General features: G+C 70.5%; 13 protein-coding genes. 5 read left to right on the forward strand and 8 right to left on the reverse strand.

Annotated features, from left to right (window positions below; genetic code table 11):
* Window positions 1–252 precede the first annotated feature (252 nt).
* Window positions 253–636 carry a winged helix-turn-helix transcriptional regulator gene (locus tag OM076_RS09100; protein WP_270039257.1) on the reverse strand — a complete coding sequence of 128 codons (384 nt, stop codon included), beginning with the start codon at window positions 634–636 and terminating at the stop codon, window positions 253–255.
* Between the two features lie 89 nt (window positions 637–725).
* Here OM076_RS09100 and OM076_RS09105 point away from each other — a divergent pair, with 89 nt between their 5' ends.
* Window positions 726–1709 carry a zinc-dependent alcohol dehydrogenase family protein gene (locus OM076_RS09105; RefSeq protein WP_270039258.1) on the forward strand — a complete coding sequence of 328 codons (984 nt, stop codon included), beginning with the start codon at window positions 726–728 and terminating at the stop codon, window positions 1707–1709.
* On the opposite strand, the gene OM076_RS09110 is transcribed toward OM076_RS09105, so the two are convergent.
* On the reverse strand, window positions 1699–2136 hold the full coding sequence (locus OM076_RS09110; protein WP_270039259.1) for an Lrp/AsnC family transcriptional regulator: 438 nt from the start codon (window positions 2134–2136) through the stop codon (window positions 1699–1701). The genes OM076_RS09105 and OM076_RS09110 overlap by 11 nt on opposite strands.
* 61 nt (window positions 2137–2197) lie before the next feature.
* Here OM076_RS09110 and OM076_RS09115 point away from each other — a divergent pair, with 61 nt between their 5' ends.
* A complete protein-coding gene (locus tag OM076_RS09115) occupies window positions 2198–4276 on the forward strand; it encodes a DUF6421 family protein (protein ID WP_270039261.1) in 2079 nt (692 codons plus the stop codon).
* Window positions 4273–4935 (forward strand): SDR family oxidoreductase, encoded by a 663-nt coding sequence (locus OM076_RS09120; protein WP_270039262.1) that lies wholly within the window; start codon window positions 4273–4275, stop codon window positions 4933–4935. The genes OM076_RS09115 and OM076_RS09120 overlap by 4 nt, the downstream gene beginning before the upstream one ends.
* Before the next feature lie 32 nt (window positions 4936–4967).
* Here the strand turns inward: OM076_RS09120 and OM076_RS09125 are convergent, their stop codons facing one another.
* A complete protein-coding gene (locus OM076_RS09125; protein ID WP_270039264.1) occupies window positions 4968–8153 on the reverse strand; it encodes a BTAD domain-containing putative transcriptional regulator in 3186 nt (1061 codons plus the stop codon).
* 149 nt (window positions 8154–8302) lie between these two features.
* Between OM076_RS09125 and OM076_RS09130 the strand changes: the two genes are divergently transcribed.
* The gene (locus OM076_RS09130; protein ID WP_270039266.1) at window positions 8303–9490 is read left to right on the forward strand and encodes a NosD domain-containing protein; all 1188 of its coding nucleotides are present in this window, start codon (window positions 8303–8305) and stop codon (window positions 9488–9490) included.
* A gap of 50 nt (window positions 9491–9540) precedes the next feature.
* Here OM076_RS09130 and OM076_RS09135 read toward each other — a convergent pair whose 3' ends face one another.
* The 4 genes from OM076_RS09135 to OM076_RS09150 form a co-directional block, all read right to left on the reverse strand.
* The gene (locus OM076_RS09135; protein WP_270039267.1) at window positions 9541–9747 is read right to left on the reverse strand and encodes a hypothetical protein; all 207 of its coding nucleotides are present in this window, start codon (window positions 9745–9747) and stop codon (window positions 9541–9543) included.
* A 176-nt stretch (window positions 9748–9923) separates the two neighbouring features.
* Entirely contained in the window at window positions 9924–10643 is a 720-nt protein-coding gene (locus tag OM076_RS09140) for a hypothetical protein (RefSeq protein WP_270039269.1), read from the reverse strand.
* A 6-nt stretch (window positions 10644–10649) separates the two neighbouring features.
* Window positions 10650–12074, reverse strand: coding sequence for a sensor histidine kinase (locus OM076_RS09145; RefSeq protein WP_270039271.1), 1425 nt, complete (start codon window positions 12072–12074; stop codon window positions 10650–10652).
* Window positions 12075–12094: 20 nt separating this feature from the next.
* Window positions 12095–12787: a response regulator transcription factor gene (locus OM076_RS09150; protein ID WP_270039273.1), complete on the reverse strand. Its 693-nt coding sequence runs from the start codon at window positions 12785–12787 to the stop codon at window positions 12095–12097.
* A 126-nt stretch (window positions 12788–12913) separates the two neighbouring features.
* Here OM076_RS09150 and OM076_RS09155 point away from each other — a divergent pair, with 126 nt between their 5' ends.
* The gene (locus OM076_RS09155) at window positions 12914–13099 is read left to right on the forward strand and encodes a hypothetical protein (RefSeq protein WP_270039274.1); all 186 of its coding nucleotides are present in this window, start codon (window positions 12914–12916) and stop codon (window positions 13097–13099) included.
* Here OM076_RS09155 and OM076_RS09160 read toward each other — a convergent pair.
* Window positions 13073–13963, reverse strand: a complete 891-nt coding sequence (locus OM076_RS09160; protein ID WP_270039275.1) for a hypothetical protein — start codon at window positions 13961–13963, stop codon at window positions 13073–13075. The genes OM076_RS09155 and OM076_RS09160 overlap by 27 nt on opposite strands.
* Window positions 13964–13977: the final 14 nt, after the last annotated feature.

Genomic DNA, 13977 nt, shown 5'->3' on the forward strand with positions numbered 1-13977 from the left:
TACGGGCCACGGAGACAGAAAGTGCGTTCTCACGCGCGCCGATTGCCTCCCCGGCGAGGGGGTGTGTAACCAGAGCTGCCTGTGAGGCAGCTGTGGTTACGCACCCCCATCAACGCGCCAGATCGAACAGTGCGAACCTGATCGAAACCCGCGAACGGACCGGCAAACGCGCATGGTCGACCATGGCAACCGGGACGAAGCGCGCGTGAGACGTACGCAGCCTCGCTGCGGAACACAAGGCTCGCACCCCGGTCAACTCGCCGCGCGAGCCCGAGCCGTCGTAGCGGCTTCGGCCGCCTCTTGGAAGTCGACGATGGCGCCGCCGTTGTCTCTTGCCCAGTTCGTCAGGACTTCGATGGGTTCGACCAGCGTCTGGCCGAGGTCGGTGAGGCGGTACTCGATCTGCCGTGGTCCTTCGGCGTGGCGTTCGACCAGGCCGTACTGCTGGAGCCGGCGCAGCGTCTGGGTGAGGACCTTGCGCGAGATGCCGCCGATGAGGTCGACGAGCTCACCGTGCCTGCGGGGCTGCTGGCTGAGCCCGAAGAGCACGAGCACGGCCCATTTGTCGGAGATGATCTCGACCGCCAGGCGCGTGGGGCAGTCGGCGAGGAAGGCTGGTCCAGCCGTGTTCTGCATGCAAAATCGAAGGTACCAGGAGGTAACTCACGGCTCCGTAGCGTCCTTTGCAAGCAACGAAACCAGCACCAGATGCGAAGGAGTCACCCATGCCACGAGTCGTCGTGTTCGACGAGTTCGGCGGGCCGGATGTCATGCACGTCGTCGAAGAGCCGGTCGTCGAGCCCGCAGCGGGAGAGGTGCGGGTCAGGATCGAAGCGTTCGCGGTCAACCCGCTCGACCAGATGATGCGTTCGGGCGCCTCGCCCGCACCCGTCCCCCTGCCGCACGCTCGCCTCGGCGTCGAAGGGACCGGCGTCGTCGACGCGCTCGGCCCCGAGGTCACCGAAGTGGCGCTCGGCGATCCGGTCATCCTCACGGCCATTCCGGACGCGAGCGTCAGGGGCAGCTACGCCGAATACACCACGCTCCCCGCGAGCCGGGTCGTCGCCCGCCCGGCAGGGCTCGGGATCACGGAGGCGGCGGCGATCTGGGTCGCGTACTCGACCGCCTACGGCGCGCTCGTCGAGAAGGCGAGGATGCGGCCCGGCGACCACGTCCTGATCACTGCCGCATCCGGCGGCGTCGGCCGGGCGGCGATGCAGATCGCCAATCAGATCGGCGCCGTTCCGATCGCCGTCACCCGGCACACCGCGAAGCGGGACGAGCTGCTCTCCGCCGGTGCCGCCGCGGTCGTCGCCGTCGATGACAAGGGCTTCGTCGAGGCCGTCCGCCACCACACCGGCGGGACCGGCGCCGACATCGTCCTCGATGTCGTCATGGGCCCCGGCCAGCTGGACCTCCTGAAGGCCGCGCGCCCCGGCGGAACACTGGTCGCCGCGGGCTTCCTCGACCCTCGGCCGACGCCGTTCCCGAGCGGCCCGCCGCTGACGATCTTCAGCTACCGGAGCTTCGAGCACACCCTCGACGCCGTCGTGGTCAAGCGCATGGCGGCCTTCATGAACGCCGGCGTACGCCTCGGTGCACTGCGGCCCGCCATCGACACGGTGTTCGCCCTCGACGACGTCGTCGAGGCGCACCGCCACCTCGAGAACGGGCCCCGCGCCGGGAGGAAGATCGTCGTCACGCCTTAGCCGCTCGCAGCAGGTCGCTCATGATCACCTGCGAGCGCGTGCGGATTACCTGCCCGTCGAGCTGCAGGTCGGCGATGAAGCGCTCCAGGTCCGCGTTGTCGACGGTCCGTACGCGGGCGATCGCGTCGGCGTCGCCCGTCACGCTCCAGGCCTCGACGATCTCAGGGTGCCGGGAGAGCGAAGCCGCGACCTCGTGCAGCTGCGTCCCGGGTGCGTAGAAGAGCTCGACCAGCGCTTCGGTGCGCCAGCCGAACGCCTCCGGGTCGACGATCGCGGAGAAGCCGCGGATGGCGCCGTCGGCGCGCATGCGGTCGATCCGGCGCTTGACGGCGGGCGCGGACAAGGAGACGCGGCGAGCGATGTCGTCGTAGCTGCGGCGACCGTCCTCAGTCAGCAGCGCAAGGATCTGACGTCCAACGTCGTCCATCGTTGGATTCTTGCGCACAGACGCGGCAAATTGTCACTGATCGGCCCATACCGTATTTGGCATGACCCTGCTGCACCCGCGCAAGCCCGCCACGCTCCTGTTCGACGAGGCCCACAGCGAGGCCTGGACGATCCGACCCGACCTCGCCGCACGGATGCAGCCCGCGCATCCAGAGGACGTCTCCTACGCGGAGGCCGCGAAGCTCCTCACCCAGCGCGACTTCACGGTGTCTGCTCACGTCGACGGCTCATTGGTCGACGCGCTCGCGGAGACTGACGTGCTCGTCCTGGCTCATCCTGCCGACGCGCGCTGGGAGGTAACCACGGGCATCGGCAGCCCGCGCTTCAGCGACGCCGAGATCGAGGCGATCGATGCCTTCGTGCACCGCGGCGGTGGACTGATCGTGCTCGGCGAGTGCGACCACGACCGCCACGGCAACAACCTCAACGAGCTGCTCGGGCGCTTCGGCGTCGAGATCGAGACCGCGACGGTCCAGGACTACGAGGAGTCCGAGGCGGCGCCGACCTGGATCCGCCCGCGCCTGTTCTCCAACGGCCGCGGCCGCTCCGCCGACGTCCTGGCTCGCGTGAACGAGATCCGGCTCTATCGCGCCGGGACGCTCGCGCTCACCAATGGCGCGCGGGTGATCGCGCGGGCGTCCGCGTCGGCGACGAAGCCGAACGCGCCCCTCGCCGTCGTCACCGAGCACGGCGAGGGCCGCGTCGTCGTGCTCGCCGACTCCGATCTCTTCGGCGACGACGGCATCCACCAGCACGACCACGCCGACCTGTGGCAGAACCTCGTGTACTGGGTCGCCGGCGCCGCGTTCGCGCACGCCGAGGACGTCGCCGACTCACCCGCCGGCAACGATCCCGCGTGGGCGACGCTGAAGTCGGAGATCGAGGCGCTGCGCCTGCTGCAGGCCGCGGACGGCTCGATCGAAGGCGCGACGCCCGACCTGACGCCGATCCTCGATGCGCTCGCCGCGCTCGCGCCGCACTTCCCGCACCAGGCCGACTACCTGGAGGCGCTCCGGGGTGACCTGGACACCTGGGCCGACGGCGGGTTCGGGACGCCCGACTTCACCGCATCGCTCGAGGCCTTCCGGCCCGACCAGCACCGCGTCGACGGGATCGAGCACCTGGTGGTCTTCCCGATGTACAAGCAGAACGGCCCGTCCGAGCGGGTGTTCGAGGCGCTGATCGTGCGCGTGCCGTGGCCCGAGTGGCTCGCCGAGCTCGAGCGCACCCGTTTTGAGAACCCGAAGTTCGTCCCGGTGTGCTTCGTCGATCGCACGAGCGGCTACGAGTCCAACTCGGCCGTGCTCTTCCCTGAGACGGTCAGCGTCGCCGGCAAGCCCGCGAACCACTTCGGCGCGATCTTCTGCGACCGCGAGGCGGCTCGCCTGCGCGCCGTCGCCAAGGAAGCCGCGGATGTCCTGTCGCTCAATCTCGCCCCCGACGCCGCCGCGCTGCTGGCCTCCCCCGAGCTCTCGCGCCAGGCGTTCGCGCTCTGGGATCTGATCCACGACCGGGCGCACTCCCGCGGCGACCTGCCGTTCGACCCCTTCATGATCCGCCAGCGCGCGCCGTATTGGATGTACGCGCTCGAGGAGCTGCGCTGCGACCTGACCGCGTACGTGGAAGCGATGCAGCTCGAGCGCGAGGGCTTCGCGTTCGCGCGCTACGTCCAGCACGCGATCCTGCTCGACCGCCTCTTCCGCTTCCCGATCACCGGCCCGCGCGTCCGCAACTACGACGGGCTCGGCGGCCAGCTGCTGTTCGCCTACCTGCACCAGCGCGAGCTGCTGCACTGGACCAACAACGAGCTGACGATCGAGTGGGACCGCGTCGGGGAAGGGGTCGCGCAGCTTCGCGCGGACGTCGAGGAGCTCTACCGCTCGGGCATCGACACCACCAAGACGCAGTACTGGGCCGCCGCGCACGACCTCGTCTCGACCTACGTCAAGCCGGCGGCCGACTCGGCGTGGAGCCGCGACCGACGTGAGCTCTCCGACTCCGGGGACCCGCGCCGCTTCATCGACCTCGTCCAGCCCGACGAGTTCCCGCTCTCGCTGTTCTACACCTCGCTGCAGGCGAAGCTCGCGCCGACCGTCGAGGCTGCCGGAGTGGCGGCATGAGCGGCGTGGTGGCCATCGCGGGTGCCGGCGGCGGGCTCGGCCCGTCGGTCATCGCCCGCCTCGACGGCCCGCTCGCCGGCGCCGACGTGAGCGCGCAGCGGCTGTCCGACGGCCTCGACGACGCGCGCGCCGTCGACCTGCTCGACCCCGCCGCCACCACAGCGTGGGCGAACGATCTCGAGGCGCGGTTCGGCGAGGTGCGCGCGCTCGTGCACCTCGTGGGTGGGTGGCGTGGCGGCAAGCCGCTCGGCGAGGCCGACCCGTCGGACTGGACCGTCATGGAAGGCCTCTTGATCCGGTCGCTGCAGAACACCTCACGTGCCTTCCTCGACCCCCTGAAGCGCTCCGGCGGCCGGCTCGTGATGATCTCGGCGGCGGCCGCCAAGCGACCGACCTCCTCCAACGCCGCCTACGCGGCCGCCAAGGCGGCGGCCGAGGCCTGGACGCTCGCGGTGGCCGACGAGTTCACCGGAACCGGCGCGACCGCGAACATCCTCGCCGTCAACGCGATCCTCACGCCGGAGATGCGTGCCGCCAAGCCCGACGCCAAGTTCGCGACGTTCACCCGCGCCGAGGACATCGCGGACGGGATCGCGTTCCTGCTCTCAGACGCCGCCGCGAAGATGAACGGGCAGCGGATCGCGCTGCATCCTGCCTAAGGGCTGCACATCGGCACGACCGAACCAGCCGACTAGCGGAGGCACATGGCGACGAGGTCGACGCCGAAGCGTGGCGAGATGCGGCAGGACAGCCGGGCGGAGAAGCGCTGTCCCATCGCGGGGTGGCCGAGGGCGGCGACCGGCGCGTCGTGTTCGGCGAGTCGGGCGGCTACGTCGACCGCGGCGGCGTCGCGGGCAGGGCCCTGGAGGCGGCGCAGCCGGCGAACGGCGGCGCGCGTGCTGGCAGGTTGCCACGCACTCGGGATGGCGACGGTCAGCATGCGGGTGAGGAAGGTCGCGGCGTCTGGGTACTCGAGCGCCACGCTGGTCAGGAGCAGATCGAACGCGTGCGGCCGGCGACGGACTGCGGAAATGCCGGCGGTGCGCCGCCGGAGCGTGATCCCGACGCCGGCGAGCGCGGTGCGGGCGAGCTCGTAGGAGCGCCGGCACGTGGCGCAGCCAGGGGTCACCGCCATCACCGCGGTCGCGGACGGGAGGGGATGCGGCGGCGCGGAGAGCGTGACCGGTCGGCTCGTGGCAATGCCCGGCGGAACCAGGCTGCTGGAGGGAATCAAGTCCCAGACGGCGGCGAGCCCGCTGCGCGACAGCGCGTACGCGGCCGCCCGGCGCGTGCGCGCCGAGGCGAACGCGCCGCGGCGGGCGTTGAACGCCATGAAGCGGGTCTCGGGGAGCACCGCCGGGGTGTCCGCGCCGGCCGGCGCAAGCAGCGGGTCCGCGAGCGTGACCCCATCGAACGTGCCGTCCCGGACGCGCTGGATCGCGCGGGCGGCGTCGATGCCCTCTCGCAGCACGATCGCATCGAGCGCATGCGGGCGTGGCCCGCGGTAGTACGGATTGCGCTTGAGCAGCATGTACTCGCCGTTGATGAATTCCGCCGCGTAGTACGGGCCGGCCGCTGGTGGTGGATGATCGGGTGTGCCCCCGGCGACGTTCGCCACGCCCGCGGCCAGCGGCGCGAAGTAGGGCAGCGAGAGCCGTTTGAGGAAGTCCGGCGACGGCCGCGTCAGCGTGATCCGGAGCGTCGCGCCGTGGACGTGTAGCCCGCGGATGTGTGGAGCGCGACCCGCGATGTAGGCGCGTGCGCCGAGGACATCGCCGAGGACCCGGCGACCGGGGGCGCGGTCACCGAGCGCGGGCGAGAGGGCGTGCTCGATACTGCTGCGGAAGCTCTCTGCCGTGACCGGTTGGCCGGAGGGAGGCGAGAACCGGTAGCCCGGCCGGATAGTGAACGTGTAGGTGCGCCGGTCGGCCGTAAGCGCGGGCATCGTGGCGGCGATCTCGGGCTGCAGTCGCAGCCCCGCCGGCGCGGGAGCGTCCGGATAATTGAGCAGTCCGGCCAGCGTCGCCTGCTCGGCCTGGAGCGCAATCGGCTGGCGCGCGAGCGCCGGGTCTGGCCAGTCGAAGGAGTAGATCGGCACGACCAGCCTCGCCACGTCGCCCTTGAGCGCATCGAGGGCCTCGACGAACGAGCGCCGGTGATCGACGACGACAAGCACGCGCCCCGCTGCGGCGAACGCGGAGGAGACCGTGTGGTGCGTGGCCAGGTTGCGCTGCGCGCCGGTCGTCGCGTCGATCCGCGTCACGGTCCCGACGTCCTGGTTGGTCACCCAGGCCGCGCTGGCGGAGAAGCTGACATTGTGGGCGCCCTCGCCTGTGACGTACGTGGCCACGACGCGCCCCTGCTGGTCGACCTTGTACGCCTCGCCTCGCAACTCGTTGGCCACCCACGCGAACCCGCCGCCGACAGCAGCAACGAAGAGAGGCTGCGGCAGCGCGGCGGTGGCCGTCACCGTGTTGGACGCGGCGTCGATCCGCGAGAGGCCGGCCTTGCTCGACACCCACACGGCGCCGTCTGCGGTGGCGCCGCCCCACACGTCCGAAAGGCCACGGAACCGGTGCACCACGCGCCCGCTGGCGGGATCGATCCGGAGGATCAGGTCGTGGCGAGGTCGCGACACCCAGAGCGACCCATAGGCCACGCCGATCACGGTTGTGAGCTCCGTGTCGTGTGGGTCGGTGCTGACCCGCAGGCGGCGGACCACGCGCCCGGTGCGCGAGTCGACCTCGACGACCGTCGGGCCCAGGCCGTCCCCGACCCACAGCCGGTCACGCGAGACGGCCCAATAGCCGATGTCCTCCACCGGCGCGGCGAACTGACGGACCACACGCCCGCGACGAGGGTCGATGGCGACGAACGACGCCGGCGTCAGGTTGAGCACCCAGAACCGCCCGTCGCCAAACACGATGTCGGCAGGCTTGCGCAGCGAATCGACATGGCCGACGACACGGCCGTCGGCTGGATCGAGGAGGACCACCCCAGGGGCGATGCCGGCGCCGGGACCGCGCGTGCCGCCCGGAATCGCTGCGAACGCCGCCGCAACGACCAGCCCCAGTACCGCGAGCAGAACCGCTCGCGGGCCCCTCCGACGGCGACGATGGGGCGGGCCACGCTGCACGCGGCGCGTGGGAGCGAGCGCCGGGTCCTGGCGCAGGATCGCGCCCTCCAGCTCGCGCAGTCGCGGTCCGGGCTCCAGACCAAGCTGTCCCACGAGCTGGGCTCGCGTGTCGTGATAGACCGCGAGCGCCTCCTGCTGCCGCCCGGCGCGATACAGCGCGACCATCTGCTGGGCGCGGAGTCTCTCGCGCAGTGGATGCTCGCGCGCGAGGGCATCGAGCTCGGCCACCAGCTGGTCATGGCGGTCGAGGCTCAGCTCCGCCTCGACCCGCTCTTCGACGGCGCAGAGGCGCAGCTCCTCCAGCCGCTCGAGCGCGATCCGCGCGTGGCCGTCGAGCTCGACGTCGGCGAGCGCGCGTCCGCGCCACAGCGCCTCGGCTTCAAGCAAGCGCGTCGCCGCGAGTTGCGGATCACGGGCGATCCGGCCGGCGTCCAGCAGCGCCTCGAACCGATCGCAGTCCAGCTCGCCGGGATCGACCCGCAGCCGATAACCGGGTGCCTGCGTGAGCAGACGTCCCTCGCCGAGCACCTTGCGCAGGCGCGAGACCTGGTTGGTGAGCGCATGGCTCGCCGTCTCGGACGACTCCTCGCGCCCCAGCTCCTCAAGCAGCCGCTCGCGCGCGACGACGCGGTTGGCATGCAGCAGCAGGACGGCGAGCAGCGCGCGCTGGCGCGGTCCACCGACCAGGAGCCGCCGACCGTGCGCGCGCACCTCAAGTGGCCCCAGGATGAGAAATTCCACCGCTGCGCGAGCATCTCAGAATCCACCCCAGCCCGCGGGGGATCGAGCTGTGACCCGATTGTGACCCGCCAGACGCATGCTCAGAGCGTTCACCGAGCCAGAGCGAGGATCACGTGCCGGCACATACCAAGGTCGTGGCAGCAGCAGCGATGAGTTTCATCGCCATCGGCGCCCCGCCCGCGCAGTCCGCGGGGCCGGGATGCGGGGCCGTCGTGACGAAGTCCACCACGCTGCAGCGCAACCTCACGAACTGCCCAGGCGACGGGCTGGTGATCGGCGCCGACAACCTCACGCTCGACCTCGGCGGCCACACGATCGACGGCACCGCGGTGCCTGCCACGGCCGGCATCCGGCTCGCCGGCCATCACGACGTCACGGTCCGGCGCGGAACGCTGCAGGAGTTCGGCAACGGCGTGCTGCTCGACGCCGCCGACGGCAACGCCCTGGTCCGCCTGACCGTCGCGCGCAGCATCGGCCGCGGCGTCCAGTTGCAGAACGGCTCGGACGGCAACCGGCTCGAGTTCGACGTCTCCAGCGACAACGGCAGCTCGGGGTTCGTCCTGCTCGCGTCCGATCGCAACGTGATCACCCACGCGGCCGGTTCCGGCAACGCGTTCAGCGGCCTTCAGGGTTTCGGGGCCAGCGGCAACCGAGTTGTCGGCGGCACGTTCACCGCAAACAAGACCGGGATCGGTCTGGAGGAGGGCTCGAACGGCAACCTGGTGACCGGCAACGTGCTCTCGGGCAACCGGGAGCCCGCGGTGGGGATCGATGGCAACGACAACGTGGTCAGGGGCAATCGCGCGGACCACAATGGATGGGGCATCATCTTCGGCGGCGATCGCAATCAGATCGTGGCCAACGTCGTGACGGGCACGCTCGGCTGCAGTCCCGACGACTGCGGCACGGGGATCGAAACCCCGGGCGGAGCCGACAATCTGGTCGCCTTGAACCTGGTCACCGGCACGGCCGACCAGGGCATCCGCCTGCGCGAGTTCGAGGCCGACGGCGGTCCGCCGACGATCGGGAATGTGATCCGCGGAAACGTCGTGCGCGACGCCGGCTCGGACGGGATCGTGCTTCAGGACAAGACCAACGAGGTCACCGGCCACGGCACCGTCAAGGACAACCTCGTCGCGAACAACCTCGTGACCGGCTCGGGCCACGACGGCATCGCCGTCAACCGCCCCGCGAACACGGTCTCCGGCAACATCGCGCTGCGCAATCGAGCCTTCGGGATCGAGGCGGTGAACGGCGTGATCGACGGCGGCGGCAACCTCGCCTTCGGCAACGGCGATCCTCGCCAGTGCCTGCGCATCGCCTGTCACCGACGGTAGCCGCCCGTGCCGTGACGGCGTGCTCCCCGCGACTGGTCCTGCACCCGCGGCTAGTGGGCGAGGAAGTACCGGTTGTCGAAACGCAAAACGTCCGCGCCCGTGCGCCGCTCGACCCGCACGGCAAGCATGGCAATGCAGAGATGCAACAGACCGATGACGAGGAGGGCGACGGCGACGATCCAAGTACTCGGCGACGGGACCGTGGCGACGAAAACAGCCACGGCCGTGGACATCACGGCGCTCAGGAAGTGGCTCAAGCCGACGCCACAGTCGCGCGGGCAGCCTTCATCGCGCGAACCTTAGACGCGAGGCGCCAACCCGCCGGCACCCTTCGACGAATGGCTTAGTGAAGGTTTGCTTCTCGGGCAGACAGGGGTGACGGCTTCGTCGGAGCGAGCTGCGGCGGCGCGTCGGTGACCCGAGTCGTCGGGGTTCATCGGTTCGAGATGGAGACGAGTTCCCATCGCTCGTCGCCGCCCGTGACGGTCTCCTCGAGAACGGTCCCCTTGCCACGTACGTAGTATTTGGCGTCGCGTACGCCCGGCTCGAGCGGCGTCCATTCACGCGTGCGCATCGCTTGGTGAGAGGAGACGGCCGGCACCTTCACGGACGCGTGGAGGCTGACGATCTTGAAGTGGTCCTCGGCGTGGCCCTTGTAGTTCTCCTGGCGGAAAGTCTGGCCGACGCGCGGATCGGCGGGCATGAAGATCCCGGCTTCGGCGCCGTCGACGCCCGCGCGCCAGGTGCCCTCGCGGCTCTTGACGTTTCCCCGGCGATCGAGCTCCTTCGTGTCCTCTCCGAGGTACCACACGTTGCCGTCCTTGTCCTGCGCGTAGTAGTCGAGCGTGTCCTCCACTGTCCTGCCATGCAGGATCACGCGATCGTGGACGACGGTCGCGCGCACGCCCTGGATCGTCTTGGTGCGGTGGGTGACGGAGAAGACGTCGTGGCCCGGGGTGCCGTCGGTCTCGCCGCGGTAGCGCAGCGTCGTCCCCGGGCGCAGGGGGAACCACGGGTTGGTTACCTGACGGACGAAGTTCGCGGGATCGAGCGCGGCGGGCGGTTGGACGGGCGGTGCCGAGCCGTTCGCTTCGGCACCGAGCAGCGCCGCCGCTGCGGCGACCCCTATTGCGAGACCGGCGAAAGCGAACATGGCCGGCTACGCCCGCGGTCGCTCGTGCACGCTCTCGCGCGCGGTTTCGACGTCGTCTTGCAGGCGGGCTTCATCGGTGTCGTCCACCGGTAGGACGATCGACACCCTCGCCCCGCCGTCCGGGTCGTTGGTGGCGCGCGCCTCTCCCCCGTGCGCGTGGGCGATCGCCTGCACGATCGAGAGCCCGAGGCCGGCTCCCCCGCGTGAGCGCGCATGATCGGCGCGGGTGAAGCGCTCGAACGCCTGCGCGACGAACTCGGGCGGGAAGCCCGGTCCCTCGTCGCGCACGAACAGCGCGATCGTGTCGCCCGCGGCTGTCGCTCCGAGGTGGATGTCGCCGTCGCCGTAGCGCAGGGCGTTCTCGACGAGGTTGCCGAGCGCCTGCTCGAGGCGGTGCGGGTCGGCGATGATCTGCGCGCTCTGGCCCTGGTCGACCACGAGGCTTCGTCCGCTCGCCCGCACGCGCGCCCCGAACCGCACGCTCACCCCGTCGAGGAGGTCGGCGGTGTCGAGCTCGGCCGTGGCGAGGTGGAGTCTGCCGCCGTCCGCACGCGCGATCACGAGCAGCGCGTCGGCGAGCTCTGCGAGGCGGTCGGTCTCGTCGGAGGCGGACTGCAGCGCGTCGCGCAGCATCTCGCGTGGGCGGTCGCCCTTCAGCGCGAGTTCCAGCTCGGTCTTGAGGACCGCCAGCGGCATCCGGAACTCGTGGCTCGCGTCCGAGACGAACGCGCGCTCGCGTTCGACGGCGTGCTCGAGCCGCGCGAGCATGCCGTTGAGCGTCCTTCCGAGCCGTGCGATCTCGTCGTCCGCATCGCCGACGGGCAGGCGGTCGCCCGGGTGGTCCTCGGTGATCTCGTCGGCCTTGCGGCGCATCGCCTCGACCGGCCGCAACGCCGCCGAGGCGACCCCGTAGCCGGCGAGCGACGCGAGCAGGAGCGCGACCGGCCAGCTGACCGCCAGCAGGAGCCCGAGGCTGTGCAACTGCGAATTGCGGTCGTCGGCGCCGGCTCCGACCACGACGACGAGCTCGCGCCCGCGCGCCGTGACCGGGGTCACCAGCAAGCGCGCGGGCTCGCCCAGCTCGAACGGGTTGGGCCGCGTGAAGATGAACGTCTCGCGCGCGCCGCGGGCGAGCAGCGCGGGCGTCAGCAGCGACTCGGCTTTGAGCTTCGGGCTGCCGTCGACGACCGCCCCGTCGGAGGCCAGCAGGATCTGGGCGAAGCTCTCGCCCCGCTCGACGAGGACGCTGCCGCCCGGCGCGTCGAGCGCGCTGCCGCTGCGCTGGATCAGCGCGCTCACGTCGCCCGCGCGCGAGCGCAGGCCCTGGTTGAGCGTCTCATCCAGCTCGGACTCGAAACGCAGGTACAGGACGATCCCGACGAACGCGAGCACGACGGCCATCACGCCTGAGAACGCGAGGGTGACCTTCACGCGGATCGGGAGCCGGCGGATCAGGAGGGTTCGCTCACCCTGGCCGGTATTCGCATCCGGTAGCCGGCGCCGCGCACCGTCTCGATCGACCTCTCGCCGAACGGCCGATCGATCTTCTCGCGCAGATAGCGCACGTAGACGTCGACGATGTTCGAGCGATTCTCGTAGTCGTAGTCCCACACCTGCTCGAGCAGCTGGAAGCGCGACAGCACCTCCCCCGGCCGGCGCATGAACATCTCCAAGATCGCGAACTCCTTGGCGGAGAGGACGATCTCGGTGTCGTCACGCCATGTCTGGCGGGTCGCCGGGTCCAGCCGCAGGCTGCCGACGCTGAGCACGGACGGGCGCTGGACCACCTGGCGGCGCGACAGTGCGCGCAGGCGCGCGAGGAGCTCCGCGAATGAGAAGGGCTTGACCAGGTAGTCGTCCGCGCCGCCGTCGAGGCCCGCCACCCGGTCCTCGATGCCGTCGCGCGCGGTCAGCATCATCACGGGCGTCCAGACGCCGTCGGCGCGCAACCGTTTGCACGTCTCGATGCCGTTGATCCCTGGGAGCAGGACGTCCAGGACGATCGCGTTGTATTCGATCGAGCCGGCCATCCAGAGCGCGTCCTCGCCCTTGCTCGCCACGTCGGCCGCGAGTCCTTCTTCGCGGAGCCCGCGGCGGATGAGGCTCGCCATCTTGAGGTCATCCTCGACGATCAGCACACGCACGGCAATCAGACCCTTCCGTCCGTAAATGAAAACAGAATGAAACGTCCGGCACGCTGCACGGCCGGTTTTCGCGCCCTGCGTGCGGGGGTAAACTCGGCTGCGCCGGTTCTCGAAGGGGGATGTCGTATGACGCTGCCGATCTTGCTGTACGCGTTGATGGTCTGCTCGCTCTTGGCCGTCATCGGCCTGCTGGTGTTCGATGGCGCACAGCGCCGCCTGAAGCGCTCGCGCCCCGTGCCGGTCCGGCCCTGCGTGTCCGAGCGCACGCGCATCACCTGGCTCGGATCAGCCTCGAGCCTTCGCCGCCGCTGAGCGGGCCCACACGTTCTTGACGGTGCGGTACGCGCGCCGGTCGAGTCGCAGCGCCCACCGGTCGAGCTTCGCGAGCGTCTTCGGGCGCAACGTCTGAACCTTGACGAGCTCCAAGATCTCGCGCTCCTTGCCGCCTTTGCCCGGGGCCACGCTGATGTTCCCGACTCCGTCGGCGTAGTACTTGAACTGGTGGCCGTCGCCTGGATCGAGCGGGTTGTTCTCGTCCACCACGAGTACGTTCTCGAAGCAACCGACTGGCACGCAGTGCCTCGGCTCGTAGTGCACGACCCGCGCCGTGTCGCCGAAGCCGATCTTCGGCGCGCTGCCCTGCATGTACGGCGGGGTCCCGGGCTGGGGATCGCCGCGCATCAGGACGCCCGCCTGGGCGCCGAGGCGGCCGGACAGCCAGGTCGACGGCGCCCCGTCGAACGAGCCGTCCTCGGCGTACTCCTCCGGGTACTCGCCGAAGTTCCAGACGTTGCCGTCGTCGTCCTGCGCGAAGAACGTGATCTCGGCCTCCAGGAGCTTGTTGCGGTTGATGTCGCGATCGAAGAGCACGACCGCGTCGACGCCGTCCACCCGCTTCGTGAGCCCGGTGACGGTGAAGATCACCCGGTGCGGGCGCGGCCCGAGGCCGCGGTTGGAGCGGCCCTCGAACACGAACTGCGTACCCGGCGCGAGCGGGTGCCAGCGGTTGTCGACCCGGGTCGGCGCGGAGAAGTTGCCCTTCGGATCGAAGTCCTTCTCCGTCACCGTCCGGTTGTCCGGATCGGCCTCGGTGCCCGCCAGCTTCGCTCCTTCGACACCGCACGCGCCGAGAGCAAGACCCGCCAGGAGCAACGCGGCGACCGATCGAGGTGACATCAGCGTCCCGCCTT

The sequence above is a fragment of the Solirubrobacter ginsenosidimutans genome, from assembly GCF_027587205.1.

Excerpts from the sequence above, each read along its gene's own strand:
- OM076_RS09100 (WP_270039257.1), bottom strand. The coding sequence starts at position 636 with ATGCAGAACACGGCTGGACCAGCCTTCCTCGCCGACTGCCCCACGCGC.
- OM076_RS09105 (WP_270039258.1), top strand. The coding sequence starts at position 726 with ATGCCACGAGTCGTCGTGTTCGACGAGTTCGGCGGGCCGGATGTCATG.
- OM076_RS09110 (WP_270039259.1), bottom strand. The coding sequence starts at position 2,136 with ATGGACGACGTTGGACGTCAGATCCTTGCGCTGCTGACTGAGGACGGT.
- OM076_RS09115 (WP_270039261.1), top strand. The coding sequence starts at position 2,198 with ATGACCCTGCTGCACCCGCGCAAGCCCGCCACGCTCCTGTTCGACGAG.
- OM076_RS09120 (WP_270039262.1), top strand. The coding sequence starts at position 4,273 with ATGAGCGGCGTGGTGGCCATCGCGGGTGCCGGCGGCGGGCTCGGCCCG.
- OM076_RS09130 (WP_270039266.1), top strand. The coding sequence starts at position 8,303 with ATGAGTTTCATCGCCATCGGCGCCCCGCCCGCGCAGTCCGCGGGGCCG.
- OM076_RS09140 (WP_270039269.1), bottom strand. The coding sequence starts at position 10,643 with ATGTTCGCTTTCGCCGGTCTCGCAATAGGGGTCGCCGCAGCGGCGGCG.
- OM076_RS09155 (WP_270039274.1), top strand. The coding sequence starts at position 12,914 with ATGACGCTGCCGATCTTGCTGTACGCGTTGATGGTCTGCTCGCTCTTG.
- OM076_RS09160 (WP_270039275.1), bottom strand. The coding sequence starts at position 13,963 with ATGTCACCTCGATCGGTCGCCGCGTTGCTCCTGGCGGGTCTTGCTCTC.